Annotated in this window: 18 protein-coding genes and 3 pseudogenes; 11 read left to right on the plus strand and 10 right to left on the minus strand. The window is 73.3% G+C overall.

The window, feature by feature from the left end:
* The first annotated feature begins 61 nt into the window (after positions 1-61).
* Positions 62-544 carry a hemerythrin domain-containing protein gene (locus tag ACWDRB_RS09535; protein ID WP_449892638.1) on the plus strand — a complete coding sequence of 161 codons (483 nt, stop codon included), beginning with the start codon at positions 62-64 and terminating at the stop codon, positions 542-544.
* On the opposite strand, the gene ACWDRB_RS09540 is transcribed toward ACWDRB_RS09535, so the two are convergent.
* The 3 genes and pseudogenes from ACWDRB_RS09540 to ACWDRB_RS09550 all read right to left on the minus strand — a co-directional run.
* Positions 545-1795 (minus strand): cytochrome P450, encoded by a 1251-nt coding sequence (locus ACWDRB_RS09540; protein ID WP_449892859.1) that lies wholly within the window; start codon positions 1793-1795, stop codon positions 545-547.
* Positions 1792-2394, minus strand: a pseudogene (locus ACWDRB_RS09545) (aldehyde dehydrogenase family protein); the annotation flags it as partial. The pseudogene ACWDRB_RS09545 and the gene ACWDRB_RS09540, both read right to left, overlap by 4 nt.
* Before the next feature lie 58 nt (positions 2395-2452).
* A pseudogene (locus ACWDRB_RS09550) lies at positions 2453-2701 on the minus strand (alcohol dehydrogenase catalytic domain-containing protein); the annotation flags it as partial.
* A 155-nt stretch (positions 2702-2856) separates the two neighbouring features.
* On the opposite strand from ACWDRB_RS09550, the gene ACWDRB_RS09555 reads away from it, so the two are divergent.
* Positions 2857-4074, plus strand: a complete 1218-nt coding sequence (locus ACWDRB_RS09555) for a CaiB/BaiF CoA transferase family protein (RefSeq protein ID WP_449892639.1) — start codon at positions 2857-2859, stop codon at positions 4072-4074.
* A gap of 34 nt (positions 4075-4108) precedes the next feature.
* Here ACWDRB_RS09555 and ACWDRB_RS09560 read toward each other — a convergent pair.
* Positions 4109-5301 (minus strand): annotated as a pseudogene (locus tag ACWDRB_RS09560) (RNA-guided endonuclease InsQ/TnpB family protein); the annotation flags it as partial.
* Between the two features lie 115 nt (positions 5302-5416).
* Here ACWDRB_RS09560 and ACWDRB_RS09565 point away from each other — a divergent pair.
* Complete coding sequence (locus tag ACWDRB_RS09565) at positions 5417-6277, plus strand: citryl-CoA lyase (RefSeq protein WP_449892640.1); 861 nt, start codon at positions 5417-5419, stop codon at positions 6275-6277.
* A gap of 67 nt (positions 6278-6344) precedes the next feature.
* Positions 6345-7100: a GntR family transcriptional regulator gene (locus tag ACWDRB_RS09570; RefSeq protein ID WP_449892641.1), complete on the plus strand. Its 756-nt coding sequence runs from the start codon at positions 6345-6347 to the stop codon at positions 7098-7100.
* 37 nt (positions 7101-7137) lie between these two features.
* Here the strand turns inward: ACWDRB_RS09570 and hglS are convergent, their stop codons facing one another.
* Entirely contained in the window at positions 7138-8544 is a 1407-nt protein-coding gene (gene hglS, locus ACWDRB_RS09575) for a 2-oxoadipate dioxygenase/decarboxylase (RefSeq protein WP_449892642.1), read from the minus strand.
* Between the two features lie 67 nt (positions 8545-8611).
* On the opposite strand from hglS, the gene ACWDRB_RS09580 reads away from it, so the two are divergent.
* From ACWDRB_RS09580 to amaB, 4 genes are all read left to right on the plus strand, one after another.
* On the plus strand, positions 8612-11437 hold the full coding sequence (locus ACWDRB_RS09580) for an FAD-binding and (Fe-S)-binding domain-containing protein (protein ID WP_449892643.1): 2826 nt from the start codon (positions 8612-8614) through the stop codon (positions 11435-11437).
* A gap of 9 nt (positions 11438-11446) precedes the next feature.
* The gene (locus ACWDRB_RS09585; protein WP_449892644.1) at positions 11447-12403 is read left to right on the plus strand and encodes a LysR family transcriptional regulator; all 957 of its coding nucleotides are present in this window, start codon (positions 11447-11449) and stop codon (positions 12401-12403) included.
* Positions 12404-12468: 65 nt separating this feature from the next.
* On the plus strand, positions 12469-13623 hold the full coding sequence (locus tag ACWDRB_RS09590) for an NAD(P)/FAD-dependent oxidoreductase (RefSeq protein WP_449892645.1): 1155 nt from the start codon (positions 12469-12471) through the stop codon (positions 13621-13623).
* 13 nt (positions 13624-13636) lie between these two features.
* Positions 13637-15169 (plus strand): L-piperidine-6-carboxylate dehydrogenase, encoded by a 1533-nt coding sequence (amaB, locus tag ACWDRB_RS09595; RefSeq protein ID WP_449892646.1) that lies wholly within the window; start codon positions 13637-13639, stop codon positions 15167-15169.
* A gap of 112 nt (positions 15170-15281) precedes the next feature.
* On the opposite strand, the gene ACWDRB_RS09600 is transcribed toward amaB, so the two are convergent.
* Both ACWDRB_RS09600 and ACWDRB_RS09605 read right to left on the minus strand, forming a co-directional pair.
* The gene (locus ACWDRB_RS09600; protein WP_350727630.1) at positions 15282-15647 is read right to left on the minus strand and encodes a darcynin family protein; all 366 of its coding nucleotides are present in this window, start codon (positions 15645-15647) and stop codon (positions 15282-15284) included.
* Positions 15637-16554 carry an NAD(P)H-binding protein gene (locus ACWDRB_RS09605; RefSeq protein ID WP_449892647.1) on the minus strand — a complete coding sequence of 306 codons (918 nt, stop codon included), beginning with the start codon at positions 16552-16554 and terminating at the stop codon, positions 15637-15639. Before ACWDRB_RS09605 ends, ACWDRB_RS09600 begins: the two co-directional genes overlap by 11 nt.
* A 115-nt stretch (positions 16555-16669) precedes the next feature.
* On the opposite strand from ACWDRB_RS09605, the gene ACWDRB_RS09610 reads away from it, so the two are divergent.
* From ACWDRB_RS09610 to ACWDRB_RS09620, 3 genes are all read left to right on the plus strand, one after another.
* Positions 16670-17608 (plus strand): LysR family transcriptional regulator, encoded by a 939-nt coding sequence (locus ACWDRB_RS09610; RefSeq protein WP_449892648.1) that lies wholly within the window; start codon positions 16670-16672, stop codon positions 17606-17608.
* 212 nt (positions 17609-17820) lie between these two features.
* A complete protein-coding gene (locus ACWDRB_RS09615; RefSeq protein ID WP_397366658.1) occupies positions 17821-18420 on the plus strand; it encodes a TetR/AcrR family transcriptional regulator in 600 nt (199 codons plus the stop codon).
* A gap of 23 nt (positions 18421-18443) precedes the next feature.
* Positions 18444-18947, plus strand: a complete 504-nt coding sequence (locus tag ACWDRB_RS09620) for a cupin domain-containing protein (protein ID WP_350727626.1) — start codon at positions 18444-18446, stop codon at positions 18945-18947.
* Between the two features lie 3 nt (positions 18948-18950).
* On the opposite strand, the gene ACWDRB_RS09625 is transcribed toward ACWDRB_RS09620, so the two are convergent.
* Genes ACWDRB_RS09625 through ACWDRB_RS09635 form a run of 3 tightly spaced genes read right to left on the minus strand, consistent with a single transcriptional unit; the run spans position 18951 to position 21929 of the window.
* Positions 18951-19739 (minus strand): enoyl-CoA hydratase/isomerase family protein, encoded by a 789-nt coding sequence (locus tag ACWDRB_RS09625; RefSeq protein WP_449892649.1) that lies wholly within the window; start codon positions 19737-19739, stop codon positions 18951-18953.
* Between the two features lie 16 nt (positions 19740-19755).
* On the minus strand, positions 19756-20787 hold the full coding sequence (locus ACWDRB_RS09630; protein ID WP_449892650.1) for an acyl-CoA dehydrogenase family protein: 1032 nt from the start codon (positions 20785-20787) through the stop codon (positions 19756-19758).
* On the minus strand, positions 20784-21929 hold the full coding sequence (locus ACWDRB_RS09635; protein WP_449892651.1) for an acyl-CoA dehydrogenase family protein: 1146 nt from the start codon (positions 21927-21929) through the stop codon (positions 20784-20786). Before ACWDRB_RS09635 ends, ACWDRB_RS09630 begins: the two co-directional genes overlap by 4 nt.
* Positions 21930-21957 lie beyond the last annotated feature (28 nt).

Genomic DNA, 21957 nt, shown 5'->3' on the forward strand with positions numbered 1-21957 from the left:
TCGCGGTGCACCCGGCAAACAGATCGCCGAGGGCATGGAGGCGCCGAAACATGGGACGACCATGGAAACACCCGACGGGCGCCTGACGGCGTTCGGCAACCAGTTGATCGACGTGCACCTCTGGCTCCGCGAGCAGCTCGACGCGCTGCGCGAGGACGTCGAGGCCTATCTCGCGGGCGGCGCGCTCCCCCGCGACCTGCGTACCCACTGCCTGACCTTCTGCTCCGCGCTGGAGCGGCACCACACCGGCGAGGACGGCGGCGCCTTCCCCGAGCTCGCCCGGAGCTTCCCCGAGCTGCGACCGGTGCTGGAGGAGCTGCGCCGCGACCACCGGCTGGTGGACGATTCCCTGCGGCGGTTGCAGGCGCTCCTCGACGGACTCGGCCGGGACCACGACCCGCTCCTGGTGCGCGGCGAGCTGGACACTCTCGCCGCGCTGATGGAGACGCACTTCGTCTACGAGGAGAAACGGATCGTCGCGGCGCTCAACGCGCTGGACGCCCCGGAGTGGCGCCGGGCCAGGCCCGACTTCCTCATGTCCTGATCAGCGGCGGAGCTTGTACCGGATGGGCAGGTGCTTGATGCCGCCGACGAAGGTCGTGGCGCTCCATTCGGGCCGACCGGTGAGCTCGACGCTCTCCAGGCGCGGCAGCAGCTCGGCGAACAGGGCCTTCAGCTCCATCCGGGCCAGCGCCGCGCCGAGGCAGTAGTGCACGCCGAACCCGAAGGCCAGGTGGCGGTTGGGGTCGCGGCCGGCGTCGAAGGCGAACGGGTCGGTGAACACCTCCTCGTCGCGGTTGGCCGACGGGTACGACAGCAGCACCGACTCGCCCGCCTTGATGTCCACGCCGTTGAGGCTGGTGTCGGCCGAGGCCGTGCGCATGAACTCCTTGACCGGGGTGACCCAGCGGATCATCTCGTCGACCGCGAGCGGCAGCAGGCCGGGGTCCTCGCGCAGCCGGGCGAGCTGGTCGGGGTGTTCGATGAGGGCGTGCAGGCCGCCGGCGACGGTGGAGCTGGTGGTGTCGTGGCCGGCGGAGGCGATGATGACGTAGTAGGAGGCCGTCTCCATGTCGTTGAGCGGCTTGCCGTCCACCTGGGCGTTGGCGATGGCGGAGGCCAGGTCCTCGGTGGGGTGGGCGCGGCGGGCAGCGGTGAGCTGCTGGAAGTAGGCGAAGAAGTCGAGGAGCACCGCGAACTGGTCCTCGGCGGTGTCTCCGCGCCTGGTCTCCGCGTCCGCGCCGCCGAACAGCTCCTGGGTGAGCTTGAGCATGCGGGGGAAGTCTGACTCGGGCAGCCCGAGCAGGGAGAGGATCACGTACAGCGGGTAGTGCACCGCGACCTGGGTGGCGAAGTCGCATTCGCCGCCGTACTCGGCCAGCCGGTCCACGTAGCGGCGGGCGAGCTCCTGGATCCGGCTCTCCATGGCGCGCATGGCCTTGGGGCGGAACCAGTCGGCGCCGATCGCCCGGACCACCCTGTGGTCGGGGTCGTCCATGTGGACCAGCGTCTTCAACTGGATGCCCTGCGCCGCCTGCTGCCTGGCGTGCTCCTCGAACGCCTTCTTGCCCAGGACCGGGCGTGGCGCGCTGAGCCAGAGGGCGTTGTCGCGTTCGACCCGCATGATGTCGGCGTGCCGGGTGACGGCGTAGAAGGGCGTGTACTCGGGCGCCTCCACGAGATGGACCGGGGCCTCCCGGCGCAGCAGGGTGAGCGCCTGGTGCAGCCGCGGCTCGTCGGCGTAGGCGAGGGGGTCGGCCAGCATGAGCCCCGCCTGCTCGATGGTCATGTTCATGATTGATTCCCTACCAGGACTTGGAGCTCGGTGTAGCCGTACAGGCCCCAAGGGCCGTTCTCGACGCCGAGGCCGCTCCACTTGTGGCCGCCGAAGGGCAGGTCGGGGCGGACACCGCGGCCGTGGGCGTTGATCGAGACCTGGCCGCAGTCCAGCTCGGCCGCCACCCGCGCGGCCCGGTCCAGGTCGGGCGACCACACCGACGCCGTCAGCCCGTAGGCGGTGCCGTTGGCGCGCTCGACGGCCTGGCCGAGGTCGCGGTACGCGATGACGGGCAGCGCCGGGCCGAACTGCTCCTCGTCGACGACGCGCTCGTACTGCGGGCGGTTGTTGATCGGGCCGAGCTGGGCGCCGTCGGCGGTGCCCGCGTCCACCCGCACCGACCGGGCCCGTACGGCCAGGGCCTCGACGAGGTCGTCGTACAGCCGCTCCGGCGCATAGACCCGCTTGACCGCCAGGCAGACCTGACCGTTGTTGGCGAACGCGCTCCAGAACAGGCTGTCGGCGATCCGCTCGGGGTCGGCGTCGTCGAGGACGATGGCCCGGTCGTTGCCGCCGAGCTCCAGGGTGACCCGTTTGAGGCCCTCGGCGGCGGCCGCGGCGACGCGCCGCGCCGGTCACGCACCGCCCGCACCAGCCGCAGGAGTCGTAGCTCATCACGACGTGGTCGCCGGGCGCCACGCGGGTCACCCCGGGGCCGACCGCCTCGACGACCCCCGAGCCCTCGTGCCCGAAGACCATCGGCATCGGCAGCTCCGCCAGCCCCCGGAACAGCACGTCGGTGTGGCACATGCCCGCGCCCGCCACGCGGACCAGCGCCTCGCCGGGGCCGGGCGCGGCGAGCGAGACGTCCTCGACGGTGAACGGCCTGCCAGGATCGCGCAGGACCGCCGCTCGAGCTCGCATCACTCTCCCCGGGAGGCGATCGCTTTTTTGGACGGAGCCATCCAATTCAAAGGCCGTTCCCTGGACGTGTCAAGCATGCGGCGCGGTCATCGACACGTCAGCCTGAACCGCTGTACGGTATTTTTGGACCACATAGCGGTACGGACAGGGGTTCGATGACCGACAACTCATCACCGCGGCTGCTCGACGGCGTACGCGTGCTCGACATGACGAACGTCCTGTCCGGCCCGTACGCCGGCTACCAGCTCGCCCTCATGGGCGCCGACGTGATCAAGCTGGAGATCCCCGGCACCGGAGACCTGGCCCGCCAGCTCGGCGCCGACCCCCGCCTCAGCGGCGAGAACCTCGGCGTCTCCTTCCTGGCGCAGAACGCGGGCAAGCGCTCGGTCACCGTCAACCTCAAGCACGCCTCCGGCCGCGAGGTCTTCACCAGGCTGCTGGGCGAGGCCGACGTGCTGCTGGAGAACTTCCGCCCCGGCGTGCTGGACAAGCTCGGCTTCGGCTGGGAACGGCTGCGCGAGATCAACCCCGGCCTGGTCTACTGCGCGCTGTCCGGCTTCGGCGCCACCGGGCCCATGCGCGAGCGCCCCGCCTACGACCAGGTGATCCAGGGGCTGGCGGGCATCATGAGCGTCACCGGCACCCCGGACACCGCGCCCGTACGGGTGGGCTACCCGGTGTGCGACAGCGCCGGGGGCATCACCGCCGCCTTCGCCGTGGCCGCCGCCCTGCACCGCAAGCTCCGCACCGGCCAGGGCGCCCACCTGGACGTGTCCATGCTGGACGCCGCGCTCACGGGGATGGGCTGGGTGGTCTCCGACTACCTCGTCGCCGGGCGGGAGCCGGTGGCCATGGCCAACGAGAACCGTACGTCGGCGCCGTCGGGCACGTTCGAGACCGCCGACGGCCAGCTCAACATCGCCGCCAACAAGCAGGAGCAGTTCGAGACCCTCTGCCGGGTGCTGGGCCGGCCGGAGCTCATGAGCGATCCCCGCTTCCGCACCAGGGACGACCGCAAGGCCCACCGCGACGCCCTGCGCGAGGAGCTGGAGAAGACGCTGAAGACCAGGTCGGCGGCCGAGTGGGACGAGATCCTGCTGCCGACCGGCGTGCCCGCCGCGCCGGTGGTCACCGTCCCGCAGGCACTGCGCTCGCCGCAGGTCGAGCACCGCGGCCTGCTGCACCGCCTGCCCTCCCCCGCCTCCGGCGGCGGCGAGCTCGTGCTGCTGGGCGGTGCCGCCCACGTGGACGGCCGCCCCCTGGCCCCCGCCGGCCCGCCCCCGAGGCTCGGCGAGCACACCGACGCGGTGCTGCGCACCCTCGGCTACTCCGACACCGACATCGCCCGCCTGCACCAGGAAGGAGCCATTTGACTTCCTCCCTCTCGAAATCGAGAGGGATCCCCACGGTCGCCCATGGAAGTTCCTGTTTCACCGCCGGTCGCCCGCCCGAGAGGACTCTCGTTGAGGTCTTACACCAGCTCCGCAGGCGTTTTACTTGTCCGCCAGCCCAGCGGCCAAGAGGTTGCGGGCCGCGTTGACGTCCCGGTCGTGGATCGCGCCGCACGCGCAGGCCCACTTCCGGACGTTCAGCGGCATCCTGTCTTGCACGCCCCCGCAAGCCGAGCACAGCCTGGAGGAGGGGAACCAGCGGTCCACCGCGATCACGGCCCGGCCGTACCAGGCGGCCTTGTACTCCAGCATGCTCCGCAGCTCCCGCCACGAGGCGTCGGAGATGGCTCGGGCGAGTTTGCCGTTCTTGACCATGTTGCGGACGGTGAGGTCCTCGATCACGACCGTTTGGTTCTCACGGACAAGTCGAGTGGTGAGCTTGTGCAGGAAATCCCGGCGACGGTCGGCGATCCTGGCGTGAACGCGGGCCACTTTGAGCCGGGCCTTGGCCCGGTTGGCGCTCGCTTTGGCCGTGCGGGCGAGCGCCCGCTGAGCCCTGGCCAGTTTGCGCCGGTCGCGGCGTTCGTGGCGGGGATTGACGATCTTCTCTCCGGTGGACAGTGTGGCCAGGGCGGTGATGCCCGCATCCATCCCCACCGTCTGCTCCACCGGCGGGAATGGAGTGATCGTCTCTTCTGTCAGGAGGGAGACGAACCAACGGCCCGCCGCGTCCCGGGAAACGGTGACCGTGGACGGTTCGGCGCCCTCCGGCAGCGGACGCGACCAGCAAATGTCGAGTGGCACGTCCATCTTGGCCAGCCACAGCCGGCCCTCGCGCCAGCGGAAGGCCGAGCGGGTGTACTCGGCCGAGGCCCGCGCCTTCTTGCGCGATTTGAACGTAGGGTAGTTGGCCCGCTTGGCGAAGAAGTTCGCGAACGCGGCCTGGAGGTGGCGCAGCGCCTGCTGCAATGGCACGGAGGAGACCTGCGACAGGAAGTCGTAGTCGCCGCTGCGTTTCCATGCGGTCAGGGCCGCCGACGACTCCCCGTAGGAGACGCGACGCCCGTCGATGGTGTACGCGCGGGTGCGCTCCTCCAGCGCCTTGTTGTAGACGAGGCGGACGCAGCCGAACGTCCGGGCGAGCTCTTCAGCTTGCTCGGGGGTCGGGTAGAAGCGGTACTTGTAGGCCCGCTTCACGGTCTGCGCCACAGTTCACATTCTAGTACGCGATCAGTCACGCATCGTGCACATGTTCGATCCTGCCCCACTGTTCCACGTACCCTCCCTGCCCTTAAGAACGGGGTTTTCACGCCAAGGAGATTCGATGAGCACCACGACTGAGCAGGTGACCGGATGGTGGGCCACCGCTATATCCGACATCTCCCCCGGCGTCATCCGGCTGCACGGCTATCCCGTCGAGCAGCTCATCGGCCGGCTGTCGTTCGCCGACACGATCTGGCTCATGCTGCGCGGCGAGGTGCCCTCTCCCGGGCAGTCCGCGCTGTTCGAGGCCGCGCTGGTGTCCGGGGTCGACCACGGGCCGCAGGCGCCCTCGATCGCCGCCGCCCGCATGGCCGCCACCTGCGGCGTCGGCCTCAACACCGCCGTGGCCACGGGCGTCGGGCTGCTCGGCGACGTACACGGTGGCGCTGGTCAGGAGTGCATGGCCGTGCTGGCCGACATCCGTGTGCGCACCACCGCAGACCCGGCGGGGGCCGAGCCTGCGGGGACCGATCCGACGGAGGCCGGTCTGGCGGGGGCGGTCTCGGACGCGGTCTCGGGGGTGCTGGACGGGTATCGGGGTGCCAAGCGGTACTTTCCCGGGTTCGGTCACCGCTTCCACCCGCGCGATCCGCGCCGCGACCCCCTCGTGCGGGCGGTCGAGGACGCGGTCCGCGACGGCGTGGTCGAGGGTGCGTACCTGCGGATCGGGCTGGAGATCGAGCGGCAGCTGGCGCCGGTGCCGATGAACGTCGACGGCGCCACCGCCATCGTCTACAGCGAGCTCGGCTTCGCGCCCGAGCTGGGCAGGGGCCTGTTCGTCCTGTCACGCGCGGTCGGCGTCCTGGCGCACGCGTGGGAGGAGCACGGCGAGGGCCGCCGCATCAAAGGCCCCATACCGCCCCCACTGCTGCCCGCCTACCGGGGGCCGGAGCCACGCGATCTGCCCGCCGACCGGCACTGAAACAGCGCTGAAACGCCCGCCGGGCGGCGCATGATCGCCGCCGGTCCCGTACGGGTAACATGCCGACATGCCGCCGACCCGCGAACACGCCGAGCTGAAGCTGCAGCCGTTGCCGCACGCGGGCCGGTCGCTGGCCGAGCAGGTGATCTCCGAGGTGCGCCGGGCGGTGCACACGGGCGCGATGGTCCCTGGTCGGCTCTACTCCGTCTACCAGGTGGCCGAGCAGCTCAACGTCTCCAGGAGTCCGGTCCGCGAGGCGATGCTGCGCCTGGCCGAGGCGGGGCTGGTGCAGGTCGAGCGCAACCGCGGGTTCCGCGTCGTGCTGCCGCACCCCCGGGAGATCGTCGAGATCTTCGGGGTGCGGCTGGCTCTGGAGCTGCCCGCCGCGCGGCGGGCAGCCAGGGGCGACGCCACCGGGCTCGGCGCGGCGCTGCGGGCGACCATGGAGGAGATGGCGGCGGCGGTCGAGGCGGCCGACGAGGGGCTGTTCTTCCAGCTCGACCAGGCGCTGCACGACCGCCTCCTGGTCGCGGCGGGCAACGGCAGGGCCCGCGCGATCGTGGGCGGGCTGCGCGACACCATGCGCATCCTCGGCACGTCCACGGACGACCGCTCCCGCACGCTGCGGCAGGTGCACGAGGAGCACGAGCCGATCGTGGCGGCCGTCGCGGCGGCGGACGCCGAGGGCGCGGTGCGCGCGATGCGCGCCCACCTGACCAACACCGGCCTCATCCTGGCCCGGCAGGCGGCCAGGGCCCAGGGCGAGCCGGTCGACGTGGACGCGTTGTGGGCGTCCATCGTCGAAGAGCCGCAGCCGGGCTGACGGGCCATCGGGCCATCATCGACGAGCCGCAGCCGGGTTAGCGAGCCTGGGGCAGGGTGATCTTCCGGGCCAGGCCGAGCTCGTCGCGGACGCGGGCCAGCGAGGCCGCCCGGGTCGACGCGTACAGCTCGTAGGGGTCGTGCAGCGGGCGCCCGAGCACCGCGGCCAGCGCCTCCGGGCCGAAGTCCGCGCCCGCCGCCGTCACGTCCTTGGCGCCGTCGGAGGTCAGGTTGGACTGGAAGATGCCGGCGGCCGAGCGCGGCAGGAAGTCCTCGTACACGATGGGCCGGGCGCCGATCCACCCGTCGGCCAGGAGCGTCGCGAGGTCGGCGGGCGCGGCGCCGCCGGGGCGGGCGTCGAGGACGTGGAAGGTGAAGTACGCGAGGTCGCCCGCGGCCAGCTCGGCCTCGCCGCGCGGCACCCGGTCCGCCCACAGCTTGGCCCCGGCGGCGTTGCGCTCGTCCGCGGGGACCCGCTGCCCGGCGAGCAGCGCGTCCAGCTCGGCCGACAGCTCGTCGTAGAGCGCGCGTCCGGCGGGCGTCACGGCGATGCCGCGCGCCTCCACCTCCCCGAACCGCACCCGCAGGTCGTCCCGGACGACCCGGCCGTCGTCCTCCCTGAACAGCCGCGGCTCGGCCAGCGCGCGGAAGGAGGTCTGGCGCAGCAGGAGGTCGGGGCCGTCCCAGCGGGGCGGCCCCTGGATGGCGTCGATCATGGTGATGCCGCGCTCGCTCATGCGGGCGTAGAGGGCGTCGATGTCGAGCACGCGCGGGGTCAGGTGGTTGACGTGGGTGGAGGCCACGCCGCCGATGTCGGCGGCCACGGCGGACACGCGTTCGAGCTCGGCGTACCAGCTGCGGGAGACCGGCTCCGCGGACAGCTCGAACGCCCGCGTGGCGAGCGTCAGGAACTCCTCGGCCGCCTCGTCGTCCAGGCCGCCCTCGGCCTCGGCGCGGTCGGCCAGGTCGAGCAGGCGCGGCGGGAACAGCCGGCGCGCCCCCAGGAACTCGCCGAGCCGGCGCTCCAGGTCCGCGCCGAAGAACCGCCGGTCGCCCGTCACCAGCATGGAGGTGAACACGCGGAAGGGGTTGGCGGCCAGCTCGGCCTCGTCCACGGGGCGGAAGGCCGTGGAGACGACGGGCACGGAGCTGCCGGCCGCCTCGCGCAGGTCGTAGTAGCCGACGGGGTACATGCCCATCGCGCCGAAGATCCGCGCGACCTGTGCCAGCTCGGCCGGGGTGCCGACGCGGATCGCGCCGTGCCGCTCGGCGGTGACGCGGCCGATGGAGCCGAGGCGTTCGGCGCCGGCGCCCATCCGGGCCAGCACCTCGCGGTTCACCTCCTGGGCGACGTCGACGAGCGTGTTGTACGCGGGGACCTCGGTGCCGTACATCGCTGACAGGCGCCGGGCGAAAGCCGCCCGGAGTGCGGTCGCGTCGACCATCGTGCCTTCTCTCCTCGCCGCCGGAAGCGAGTAGCATGCTACACGGGTCGCATGTAGCATGCTACTCATGGACCGCGCAGCCGCTCTCGCGACCGACCTCCGCCGTCGCGGGGTCACCGACGTGCTGGACGACTCCACGTCGCGGGCGCTCCACTCCTCCGACGCCTCCCTCTACCGGGTGCCGCCGCTGCTGGTGGCCCGGCCCAGGTCCGCCGAGGACGTGGCGACGGCGATCGAGCTGTGCGCGCGCCACGAGATCCCCCTCACCGCGCGCGGTGGCGGCACGTCGGTCGCCGGGAACGCGATCGGCCCCGGCCTGGTGCTGGACTTCAGCCGCCACATGGACCAGGTGCTGCGGGTCGACGCCGAGGCCCGCACGGCGGTGGTGCAACCGGGCGTGGTCCAGGCGGCCCTGCAGCGGGCGGCGGCCCCGTACGGGCTCCGGTTCGGCCCCGACCCGTCCACCCACACCCGCTGCACGATCGGCGGCATGATCGGCAACAACGCCTGCGGCTCCCGGACGCTCGGCTACGGCCGCACGTCCGACAACATCGCCGGGCTCAAGGCCGTGGCCGGCGACGGGACCGCGCTCGACCTGCCCGCCCAGGGCGCGCTGGACCTGCCGGGCGCCTCCGACGCGCCGGGCCTGCGCGGCCAGGGCATCCCGGCCGCGCTGCGGGATCTCGCGATGGCCAACCTGGCCACGATCAGGACCGAGTTCGGCCGGTTCGGGCGGCAGATGTCGGGATACGCGCTGGAGCACCTGCTGCCGGAGCGCGGGTTCGACGTGGCCCGCCTGCTGGTCGGCAGCGAGGGCACGCTGGCGGTGCTCACGGAGGCGACGGTGCGGCTGGTGACCGATCCGGCGCACCGCGCCCTGGTCGTGCTCGGCTACGCCGACATCGCCGCCGCCGGGGACGCCGCGCCGGGAGTGCTGGAGCACCGGCCGACGGCCTGCGAGGGCATCGACGCGCGCATCGTCGACGTGGTGCGCCTGCGGCGGGGCCCCGGCGCGGTGCCGCCGCTGCCGCGCGGCGCCGCCTGGCTGTTCGTCGAGGTCGCGGGCGACGACGCGGCCGAGGTGCGGGAGCGGGCCGCCCGGGTGGCGGCCGGCGGCGAGGACGCCCTCGTCGTCACCGATCCGGCCGAGGCCGCGGCGCTCTGGCGCATCCGCGAGGACGGCGCGGGCCTGTCGGGGCGCAGTCCCGCCGGGCGGCCGGCGCACGCGGGCTGGGAGGACGCCGCCGTGCCGCCCGAGATGCTGGGCCGCTACCTGCGCGACTTCGAGGCGCTGCTGGCCGGGCACGGCCTGACCGGCCTGCCGTACGGGCACTTCGGCGACGGCTGCCTGCACATCCGGCTCGACGTGCCGCTGGACCGGCCGGGCGGGCGCGCGGAGTTCAGGGACTTCCTGGTGGCCGCGGCCACGCTGGTAGCCGGCTACGGCGGCTCGCTGTCCGGCGAGCACGGCGACGGCCGGGCCCGGAGCGAGCTGCTGCCGCTCATGTACTCGCAGGCGGCGATCGACCTGTTCGCCGGGGTCAAGGCGATCTTCGACCCGGGCGACGTGCTCAACCCCGGTGTGCTCGTACGCCCCCGCCCCCTCGACGCCGACCTGCGCGTCCCGGCCGCCCACCCGGTGCGCGAGGGCCTGGCCCTGGCCTACCGCCACGACGGCGGCGACTTCGGCCAGGCCGTGCACCGCTGCACGGGGGTCGGCAAGTGCCGGGCCGACAACACCGCGGCCGGCGGGGTGATGTGCCCCTCCTACCTGGCCACCAGGGAGGAGAAGGACTCCACCCGGGGCCGCGCCCGCGTGCTCCAGGAGATGATCAACGGCTCCGGCGTCACCGGCGGCTGGCGCTCTCCCGAGGTCCACGAGGCCCTCGACCTCTGCCTGTCCTGCAAGGGCTGCGCCTCGGACTGCCCGACGGGGATCGACATGGCCGCGTACAAGTCCGAGGTGCTCCACCAGACCTACAAGGGGCGCGTCCGCCCGCTCACGCACTACTCCCTGGGGCGGCTGCCGCGCTGGGCGCGGCTGGCGAGCCGGATGCCGCGGGCGGTGAACGCGCTCATGCGGGTGCCGGGGCTGCCGGCGCTGGCCGGGGTGGACCGGCGGCGCGGGCTCCCGGAGTTCGCGCGGGAGACGTTCCGGGCCTGGTTCGAGCGGCGGCGGCCGGCGGAGGGCAGGCCGGTGATGCTGTTCGTCGACACCTTCACCGACCATTTCGCGCCGGAGATCGGCCGCGCGACCGTGAAGGTGCTGGAGGCCGCCGGCTACCGCCCGCGGATCAGCGAGCGCCGCCAGTGCTGCGCGCTCACGTGGATCTCCACCGGGCAGCTGGACGCGGCCCGGGCCATCCTCGGCCGCACGGTCGCCGAGCTGGCCGAGGCCGCCGGGCAGGGCGTGCCGATCGTGGGGATGGAGCCGTCGTGCACGGCCGTGCTGCGCTCGGACGCGCTGGAGCTGCTGGACGAGTCGGTGGCCGGGCCGGTGGCGCGCATGACCCGCACGCTGGCCGAGCTGCTGTCCGGCACGCCCGGCTGGCGGCCGCCCGCGCTCGACGGGGTGACGGTGGTGGCCCAGCCGCACTGCCACCACCACGCCGTCATGGGCTGGGAGCAGGACCTGCGGCTGCTGCGGGAGGCGGGCGCGCGGGTGACCCGGCTGGGCGGGTGCTGCGGGCTTGCGGGCAACTTCGGCGTCGAGAAGGGGCATTACGACGTGTCCGTGGCGGTGGCCGAGCACCAGCTGCTCCCGGCGATCCGGGAGGCCGCACCGGGGACCGCCGTGCTCGCCGACGGGTTCTCCTGCCGTACCCAGATCGCCGATCTGTCGGCCCGGCGGGGCACCCACCTGGCCCAGCTCCTCGCCGACCGGCTGCCGTAAGGTCTGCTTATGCTCAACCCGCTCCACCTGCGGACGCTGACCGCCGTGCTGAACGCGGGCTCGTTCGCCGCCGCGGCCAGGCGGCTCGGCTACACGGGGTCCGCGGTCTCGCAGCAGATCGCGGCGCTGGAGCGGGCGGTCAGGATGCCGCTGTTCGAGCGCGGGGCCCAGACGATCACGCCCACGCCGGCCGCCCGGTATCTGGTGCTGCGGGCGTACGAGGTGCTGGCCGCGCTGGACGCGCTGGAGGACGACGTCCGCGGCATGTCCGAGGGCACGATCGGCCGGCTCAGGCTGGGCAGCTTCCCCACCGCGAGCCAGCGGCTGCTGCCGATCGCGCTGGCCGCGTACGCGCAGACGCACCCGGCGGTGGAGACCCTGCTCGACGAGGGGGAGCCCGACGAGCTGATCCCGCTGGTCCGGGCGGGCGAGCTCGACCTGGCCCTGGTCTACCGCTACGACCTGGTGCCCCGCGCCTGGCCGCGCGACCTGCGGGAGATCCCGCTGCTGGCGGAGGAGCTGCTGCTCCTGCTGCCCGCGGGGCACTCGCTGGCCGCCGCCGGGGCGGTCGCGCTCGACGACCTCAAGCACGAGACGTGGGTGTCCACCCGGGAGGGCACCTCCGGGGCCTCCTGCCTGCGCCGGCTGTGCGCGCGGGCGGGCTACGAACCGCAGGTCGACTACCGCAGCAACGACTACGGCGTCATCCACGGGTTCGTGCGCTCCGGCCTGGGGGTGGCGCTCGTCCCGGCGCTGGCGCACCTGCCCGGCGAGGGCGTGGTCGCGACCGGGCTCGACGGCGTCGAGGCCCGCCGGCGCATCGCCGCCGTGCACCGGACCGCCGCTGCCAACCCGGCGGTGACCGGCGCCGTGTGCTCCCTGCGGCTGGCCGCGGCCCAGCTGGAGGACGACCTCCCCCAGAGCATAAGAACTTCTTACGCCTCACCCACAGATGCCGAGGCTTGACCGCTTCCTCCGGCTCTGTCCGATCCCCGATCCTGAATGCGGTACGTGAGGAAGGAAGCCGATCAATGGGACGTGACCTGCCCGCGCGGGCCTCGGTGGTCATCATCGGAGGCGGCGCCATGGGCGTCAGCTCGGCGTACGCGCTGGCCGCGGCCGGCGTGAGCGACGTGGTCCTCATCGACAAGGGGCCGCTGGGCTCCGGCTCGACCTCCAAGGCGGCCGGCGGCGTGCGCGCGCAGTTCTCCGACCGGGTCAACATCGAGCTCGCCGTACGCAGCCTGGAGACGTTCGAGACCTTCGCCGAGCGCTTCGGGCAGGAGATCGACCTGCACAAGCCCGGCTACCTGTTCCTGCTCGACTCCCCCGAGTCGGTCGCGGAGTTCGAGAAGAACGTGGCGATCCAGAACGACCTCGGCGTCCCCAGCCGGATGATCCCGGTCGGGGAGGCCAAGGAGCTGTCGCCGCTGATCGACACCGACGGGCTGCTGGCCGCCGCCTACTCCCCCACCGACGGCCACTGCACGCCCGAGTCCGTGGTGCTCGGCTACGCGGGCGCGGCCCGGCGGCTGGGCGCGCGGCTGCTGCCGAACTGCGCCGCGACCGGCATCGAGGTCGTGGACGGCCGTATCGTCGCCGTCCGGACCGAGGGCGGCCGCGTCGAGACCGACACGGTGATCTGCGCGGCCGGCGCCTGGTCGCGGCCGGTCGGCGAGTGGGCGGGGGTCGACCTGCCGGTGGCCCCGCTGCGCCGCCAGATCCTGGTCACCGAGCCGGTCGCGGACCTGCCGCCGATGGCGTTCACCATCGACTTCGGCACCACGTTCTACTTCCACCGCGAGGGGCCCGGGCTGCTCCTCGGCATGTCCGACCCGGACGAGACGCCGGGGTTCAAGCTCGACCGCTCCGACGCCTGGCTGCCCAGGCTCGGCGAGGCCATGGCCCGCCGCGCCCCGGCGCTGATGGAGACCGGCATCGCCACCGGCTGGGCCGGGCTGTACGAGGTGACGCCGGACCACAACGCGCTCATCGGCACCGCCCGCGGCGTCGACCGGTTCATCTACGCCACCGGCTTCTCCGGCCATGGCTTCCTGATGAGCCCGGCCGTCGGCGAGGTGGTCCGCGACCTCTACCTGGGCCGGACGCCGTTCGTGGACGTCACCGGCTTCGACGCGGGCCGTTTCGCCCTGTCCGGGGCCAGGCCCGAGATCAACATCGTCTGACAAGGAGATCCTGATGGTGACCACGCTGCCCGGCGCCGACGAGCTGGCCGCGACGGCGCGAGAGACCGCCAAGCGCTGCGGTGTGGACGTGGACGCGCTCGGCGGCGGCGTCACGACCACCTCACCGATCAACGGCGGGCCGCTGTCCGCCGTGGCCTGGGTGGATCCCGGTGCCGTCGACACCGCCGTGGAGCGGGCCAGGCAGGCGTTCCTGGCCTGGCGAACCGTGCCCGCGCCGGCCCGGGGCGCGCTGGTCAAGCGGCTCGGCGAGCTGCTGTCCGCGCACAAGGCGGACCTCGCCACGCTGATCAGCCTGGAGGTCGGGAAGATCACCTCCGAGGCGCTCGGCGAGGTCCAGGAGATGATCGACATCTGCGACTACGCGGTGGGCCTGTCCCGCCAGCTGTACGGGCGCACGATCAGCTCCGAGCGTCCCGGTCACCGGCTCATGGAGACCTGGCACCCTCTGGGCGTCGTCGGGGTGATCAGCGCGTTCAACTTCCCGGCGGCCGTCTGGTCGTGGAACACGGCCATCGCCCTGGTGTGCGGCGACCCGGTCGTCTGGAAGCCGTCGGAGCTGGCGCCGCTGACCGCCCTGGCCTGCGCGGCCCTGCTCGACCGGGCCGCCGCCGAGCACGGCGCGCCCGCGTACCTGAGCCAGGTCCTCGTCGGCGGCCCCGAGGTCGGCGAGGCGCTCGTGGACCACCCCGGGGTCGCCCTGGTCAGCGCCACCGGCTCGACCCGCATGGGCCGCGCCGTGGGGCCGCGGGTCGCCGCCAGGTTCGGGCGGTCGCTGCTGGAGCTCGGCGGCAACAACGCGGCCGTGGTGTGCCCGTCCGCGGACCTCGGCCTGGCCACGCGCGGCATCGTGTTCTCGGCCGCCGGGACTGCGGGCCAGCGGTGCACGACCATGCGCCGCGTCATCGCCCACGCCGACATCGCCGACGCGCTGGCCGAGCGGCTCACCGACGCCTACGCGCGGCTGCCGATCGGCAACCCGATGGCGCCGGGCACCCTGGTCGGACCGCTCATCAACGGCCGCGCGCACGCCGCCATGCGCGCCGCGCTGGAGGCCGCCGTCGAGCAGGGCGGCACGCTGGTGGCCGGCGGCGGGCGCCGGCTCGCCGACCAGGCCCCGGACGCCTTCTACGCCGAGCCGGCGCTGGTCCGGATCGGGGAGCAGACCCCGATCGTGACCCAGGAGACGTTCGCGCCGATCCTCTACGTCATGCCGTACGAGACCCTGGAGCAGGCCATCGCACTCAACAACGCGGTCCCCCAGGGCCTGTCGTCCAGCATCTTCACCCGCGACCAGGCCGAGGCCGAGCTGTTCGTCTCGGCCGAGGGCTCCGACTGCGGGATCGTCAACGTGAACATCGGCACCTCCGGGGCCGAGATCGGTGGCGCGTTCGGCGGCGAGAAGGAGACCGGCGGCGGGCGCGAGTCCGGCTCGGACGCCTGGCGCGGCTACATGCGCCGGGCGACGAACACGATCAACTACTCCGGCGAGCTGCCGCTGGCCCAGGGGGTCGAGTTCACCGTCTGACCAACCCGATCTTCGCGAATGAAGATCTCAACGCCGTCACGGATGCGTTCCGGCGGAGCCCGGCCGGTGCTCGCGCAGGGTGGTGGCGGCACCGGCCGGTCAGGGAGGAGCGTCAGGTGGCGAGAGTGGCCACCGGCTCCAGGTCATAGGTGCGGGCGTAGCCGTTCTCGGTGCCCACGAGCAGGTCCACAATGTCGAAGTAGCGGTCCCAGAAGGGGGTTTCGCGCAGCGCGTCGATCAGCAACCGGTAGGCGTCGTGGTCGTCCGCCTCCCAGACCCAGATGTCGGTGACCCGCGCCGAGTAGAACTCCGTGTCGTAGAAGCGGGAGCGGACGCCTCGGGTGCGGGCCTCGATCACCGGGACGACCTGGGTGGTGAAGGCCTGGACGCGTTCGGCCACGGTCATCGCGAGCCACTCGGGCGTCGTCTTGACCAGCATGAACGCGGTGACCGGCGGCTCGGTTCGGTCAGTGGGCATCGACTGCCTCCGGTGTGGCGAGGACGGCGGGCTTGAGAGTCTGCGCGCACCACTGCGCGAATCCGGTGGCCGGGCCCGCCTGCGGCGAGCGGTCGACGCCCGAGTCCAGGCCCTGGTCCTTGGCGCGCTTCATGTCGACCATGCCCTCGACGAATGCCTCGTTGAGGCCGTAGCCGAGCAGGGTGGACCGCAGCTCGTCGAGCGGCTGGCGCTGGTAGCGGACCGGACGGCCCAGCTCCTCGGTCATGATGCGGGCCAGGTCGTCGGGCGACAGGTCCTGCGGGCCGAGCACCGGAACGCTGCCGACGCCGGTCCAGGAGCGGTCCAGCAGCAGCCCGGCCGCCGTCGCGGCGATGTCGGCGACGGCCACCAGCGGGGCCGGACGGTCCGCGGCGACGGTGTCGGTGAAGACGCCGTGCTCGCGGATCGAGTCGGCCTCCTCCAGCAGGTTCTCGTAGAAGGACGGGTTGGCCAGGGCGCGGTAGGCGACGCCGGAGCCGGCGATCAGGTCGTCCATGGCCAGGGAGGCGGTGACCAGCCCGGCCTGGGCCGCCTGCGGCGTGCCGCGGCCGAGCGCCGAGACGCCGACGACATGGCCGACGCCGTGGGCGGCGAACGCCCGCGCGGCGGGGCGGGTGAAGCCGCTGTACGCCTCGTCGGGCGTGGCCGAGGCGTCCGGCGGCACCAGCCAGAAGACGGCGTCGGCCCCGGTGAAGGCGCGCTCGACGGTCGCGGCGTCGCCGTGCGAGCCGGTGACCACCTCGACCCGTCCGCGCACGGCCTCGGGGAGCCGGGCAGGATCGCGGACCACGACGCGCAACTCCTCTCCGCGTGCGGGCGCGGCCTCGACCAGCAGCGACAGCAGCCGCCGGCCGATGTTCCCGGTGGGGGCGGTAATGACGATCATGAAAACCTCGCGGTCTATGTCGGATCGGTACAACCCCTTGATCGTGCAGACCCGGACCGCATTGCCACAATGGGAACTTCAGCATCCAATCATTGCCTGAAACGGAATAATGCCGGTGAGCAGCCCAGACCCGAACCTCGACGCCAACCTCGCCGTCGCCCTCGACGCCCTGCTGACCGAGCAGAGCGTCACCCGTGCCGCCGCGCGGCTGCACACCTCCCCCGCGGCGATGAGCCGTACCCTGGCCCGGCTGCGCCGGGTGCTCCAGGACCCGCTGCTGGTGCGGGCAGGACAGGCGATGGTGCCGACACCCCGCGCCGAGGCTCTGCGGGACGAGGCCGCCGCGGTGGTGCGCCGACTGGAGGCATTGCTCGCCCCGAGCGGCGGGATCGATCCCGCCACATTGCGGCGCACCTTCACCGTCCAGGCCTCGGACCTGGTCGGCGCGGCGCTGGCGCCGGGTCTGCTCGGGCTGGCCCGGCGCCGGGCGCCGGGCGTCTCGCTGCGGGTGCTGGCCGAGGAGTGGGAGGCGGGCCCCGCGCTGCGCGAGGGCCGGATCGATCTGGAGATCGGGGCCATCGACCACGTCGACCCGGAGACCCGCGTCGAAGAGCTGGTCACGCTGCGGATGGCGGCCGGCGTCAGGGCCGGGCACCCGCTCGCCGAAGGAACCCTGACGCCCGCCAGGCTGGCCGCGGCCGAGCATGTCACGGTCAGCCGCCGGGGACGCTTCACCGGCCCGCTGGACGCGGCCTTGGCCGAGCAAGGGCTCAGCCGGCGGGTCAGCGCCGTCCTGCCCGGACATCTGGCGGCAATGGCGCTGGCCGCAGTCGGCGACGTGGTCTGCCTGGTGCCGACCGCGCTGCCGGGCGAGCCCCCTTCACCGCTCAGCGACGCGGCGCACGCGCTGGGACTACGCCTGCTGGAAATCCCGCTGCCGCTGCCGCCCCTGACGATCGGCATGGCCTGGCACCCACGCCACACCGCGGACGGGGCCCACCAGTGGCTGCGTGGCGCCGTGCGCCGGGTGCTCCGTCCGGCCCGGGAGGAATAGCCCACGGCGCGGGTCCGCGCATGCCAGGGTTCGGCAGCCGGCACCGGATCGGCCAGGTCCTCCGGCTCGACTTACCTCCACAAGGTCATCGGGCGGTGGCGACAGCGCCGGTCAGGCGGCCTGAGGGCATATACGAAACTGCGGTTGCGTAAATGAGTGGCCCCGGTGTACCTTGAATTTCGCTACCTCAGTAGCGAAATGGAGGGATCCACATGAGGCCACGGGGGCGACCGCGCGACACCGAGGTCGACGAACGCGTCCTGCAGGCGGCCACCGAGCTGCTGCTGCGGCGCGGGTACGGCGGGCTGACCACCGACGAGGTGGCCGAGCGGGCCGGCATCGCCAAGACCACGCTGTACCGCCGCTGGCCCACCAAGGACCACCTCGCCCTGGCCGTCGTGGCCAGGCTGCAGGACCACGACGAGATCACCGACACCGGCGACATCCGGCGCGACCTCACCGACTACATGGAGAAGGTCGCCGCCGGGCTCAACCGGATGCGGGTCGCGGGCCTGCCGCCCGGCCAGGAGAGCCGCTCGGCGGGGACGGTGGCCGAGCTGGTCGCCGCCGCCGCGCGCCACGACGACGTCGGCGAGCTGGAGCGGGACGTCTACGCCCGCCGCAACGCGCTGGCCTGCCGCCTCATCGAACGCGCCCGCGACGAGGGCCGGCTCCGCCCCGACGTCGATCCCATGACGCTGCTGGAGCAGCTCGCCGGAGCCCTGTACTACCGCGTCCTGATCACCGGCGACCCGGTGGATCGCGCCTACGCCGCACGCCTGGTCGCCGCCGCCCTCGACGGCGCCCTGTAACTCCGCAGGAAGGACTTCTCACCATGTCGCTCATCACGCCCGAGACCGCAGTCGTACGCGCGGCCGACGCCGAGATCATCGGCGGCGGCGACGCCCCGGCCACCGGCCGGCTCCTGCTCGACTCCAGCGCCACCGGAGGCGCCCTGAGCAGCCTCCGCATGACCCTCACCCCGGGCGCCGACGGCGCGGTGCCCCACCTGCACACCTCCTCCAGCGAGCTGTTCTACGTCCTCGGCGGCGCCGCCCAGGTGCTGGCGGGCGACGAGGTGCTCACGCTGGAGGAGGGTGACATGGCCGTGGTGCCCCCGAACGTCGCCCACGCCTTCGCCGCCGCCCCCGGCTCCGAGGCCGACCTGCTGATCGTCATCACGCCGGGCGTGGAGCGCTTCGAGTACTTCCGCCTGCTGGCCCGCCTGCGCACCGGCGAGGCCACCCTCGAGGAGCTGCTCGATTCGCAGGAGCTGTACGACAACCACTTCCTCGACAGCCCGCGGTGGAAGGAGGCCCGCTCGCTCGGGCAGGGCTGACGATCAGGACTCCACGGGCGGCTTGGGCGGCTTCCGGTCCCACCCCTGGCTGCCCTTACGGCCCAGCGACCACATCTGCATCCCGCGTTCGATCTCCAGCGCCGACGGCCAGGACACCGCGGGCGGGCCGAGTTCGAGGATGGCGCTCTGCTTGATCCGCCGGGCCAGCTGGGGGTCGGCGGCGGCCATGGCCACGAGCCGGGTGGCGGCGTCCAGCATGGCGTGCGGCTCGGCCACGTCCCAGGCCAGGCCGCGGCGTACGGCCTCGGCTCCGGACAGCGCCGCGCCCAGGACTCCGAGCGCGATGGCGTGCTGATATCCGGCCGCGCGGCCGAGCAGGGCCAGGTGACCACCGCCCGGATGGATGCCGCGCGCCACGAACCCGCTGTCGAGCACCGCGTCATGGCTGACCAGCATCAGGTCGGTGGCCAGGGCGAGGTTGAGCCCGGCGCCGACCGCGCCGCCGGTCACCAGGGACACGCTGGGCACCGGGAGCCGCCCGACCTGCACGAACGCCGCGTACACGGCCGAGGTCCGCGCGACCGACTCGGGCGCGGCGGGATCGGCGGAGGAGGCGGCCAGGTCGCGGGTGTCGGCGCCGCTGCAGAAGTAGGCGCCCGCGCCGTCGACGAGGACGGCGCCGATGGTGTCGTCACCGTGGACGCGGGCGCAGAAGTCCTCGATGAGGGCGGCCATCTCCAGCGTGATGGCGTTCTTGCGCCGGGGGTTGTTCAGGGTGAGCCTGGCGATCCCGTCGCCGACGGTGGTGATGGCGGGCGGTTCGGCGGTCATGATGCTGCTCCTGTCGTCAAAGGGGCCTCGACCCCGGCTCGCCGGTGACGAGCTCCCACACGTCGCCCGATCCTCTCGCCAGGTCGGCGCATCTGCGCTGCCAGTGGAGCTCGTTGCCGTGTTCCTCGCGCCACGCCCACAGCCTCCTGGTGCAGGCGCCGAGCCGGTGCTCCATCGTGAACCCGATCGCGCCGTGCAACTGGTGGCCCGCGGCGGCCACCGACCGGGCCAGCGCGGACGCCTCGGCCTTGGCCGAGGCCACGGCGAGCTCCCGGTCCTCGGCGCCGTCCCGCAGCGCCGCGACCGCCGCGTCCGCCGCCACCTCGACGGTGACCACGTCCGCCGCCAGCCGCGCGAGCCGGTGCTGGACCGCCTGGAACCGGGCCAGCGGCTTGCCGAACTGCACCCGGTCGGTGACATGCCGCGTGGTGAGCGTCAGTACGGCGCGGGCGGCGCCGGCCAGCTGCAGCGCCCGCGCCGCGGCCCCGTGCAGCTCCAGCTCGTGGCGCCACGGGCCGGGCGGCAGGGGTGTGACCGCGGCCTCGGCGCCGTCGAGCACGGCGTTGTCGCGCTCCTCCCCCGCCAGGTTCTCGCCGGGGGAGAGCCCGGCAGGGGCGGGCAGCACGGCGGTGGCCGGCCCGTCCGGGGTGCTGACCAGGGCCACCAGGTGATCGGCGGATCTCAGCCAGGGCACGCGGATCAGCGGGCCGGTGACCCGCCACCGGCCGCGGGGGCCCGGCTCCGCCACCAGATCGCCGGTGTACGCGGTCACCGTCCCGGGCGGCAGGGCGGCTCCCGACGCGGCGAGCAGCGGGCCCGCGACGAACAGGGCTTCGGCCAGGGGCAGCGCCGCCCCGGCCGCGCCGGCTTCGCGGACCACCACGGCGCCGTCCGTGAGCGTGCCGCCGCTCCCGCCCTGAGGCTCGGGAACCGTGAGCGAGGTGAAACCCAGCTCCTCCAGCCGGGCCCATAGCGCCGGGCCTGGCAGCTCCGCGTCCAGCAGGCCCCGCACCGCCTCGGCCAGGTCGCGGAGATGGTCGGCGGTCATGGGGACAGATCCTTGGCCACGATCGAGCGCAGGATCTCGTTGGCGCCGCCGCGCAGGGTGAAGGCCGGGACATGCAGGACGGCCTTGGCCAGCATGGCCGCGAGCCCCCGGCCGCCCGGCTCCGGGCGGACGTGCCGCCGCACGGCGTCCACGACGTCACCCTCGAACTCCGTGCCCAGATCCTTGACCAGGGCCGCCGCCACGGCCGGGCTCTCCCCCGCGGCCAGCCGCGCGGCGACCGACAGGGACAGCCGGCGCAGCGCCACCAGCCGGGAGACCAGCCGGCCCAGCTCGGCGTGCGCGACCGGGTCGTCTCCGAGGTTCTCGGGCCGGGCCCACTCCCGCAGCAGCGGCAGCGTGCTGAGGATGCGCTCGGGGCCGGAACGTTCGTTGCCCAGCTCCGCGGTGACCTGGCGCCAGCCGTCCCCCCGGCGGCCCAGCAGGCCGCCCGCCGGGATCACCGCGTCGTCGAAGACCACCTCGTTGAAGTGGTGCGCCCCGTCGATGGTGATGATCGGCCGGATCGAGACCGCCGGGTGGGGCAGGTCCACGATGAACTGGGAGAGCCCGGCGTGCCGGTCGCCGGCGTCGTCGGTGCGCGCCAGGACGACCACCGCCGTGGCGATGTGCGCGACGCTGGTCCACACCTTGGTGCCGGTCAGCCGCCAGCCGTCCTCGACCTCTGCGGCCCGGGTCCGGACCGAGGCCAGGTCCGAACCCGAATCGGGCTCGGACATGCCGATCGCGAAGAAACCTTGGGCGCGGGCGATTTGCGGGAGATACGTGCGTTTCTGTTGTTCTGTGCCGTTACGCAGGATGCTGGGTGCGATCTGCCGGTCGGCTATCCAATGGGCCGCCACCGGCGCCCCGGCGGCCAGCAGCTCCTCGGTCACCACATAGCGCTCCAGCGCGGTCCGCCCGTGCCCGCCGTACGCCGCGGGGATCGTCATCCCCACCCAGCCGCGCCCGGCCAGGCGGCCGCTGAAGGCCGGATCGACGCCCGACATCCAGGCGTCGGCCTCGGGGGCGAAGCCGCCGGAGGCGATCTCGTCCTCGAGGAACCGCCTGACCCGCACCCGGAGCTCCCGTAACCCCTCCGGCAGCCCGGCGACCGCGCCGAGCGCCAGGGCCTGAGCATTCACGAGGGGATCTTATATACGCGATGCTTCC

It is taken from the genome of Nonomuraea sp. NPDC003707, from assembly GCF_053587055.1.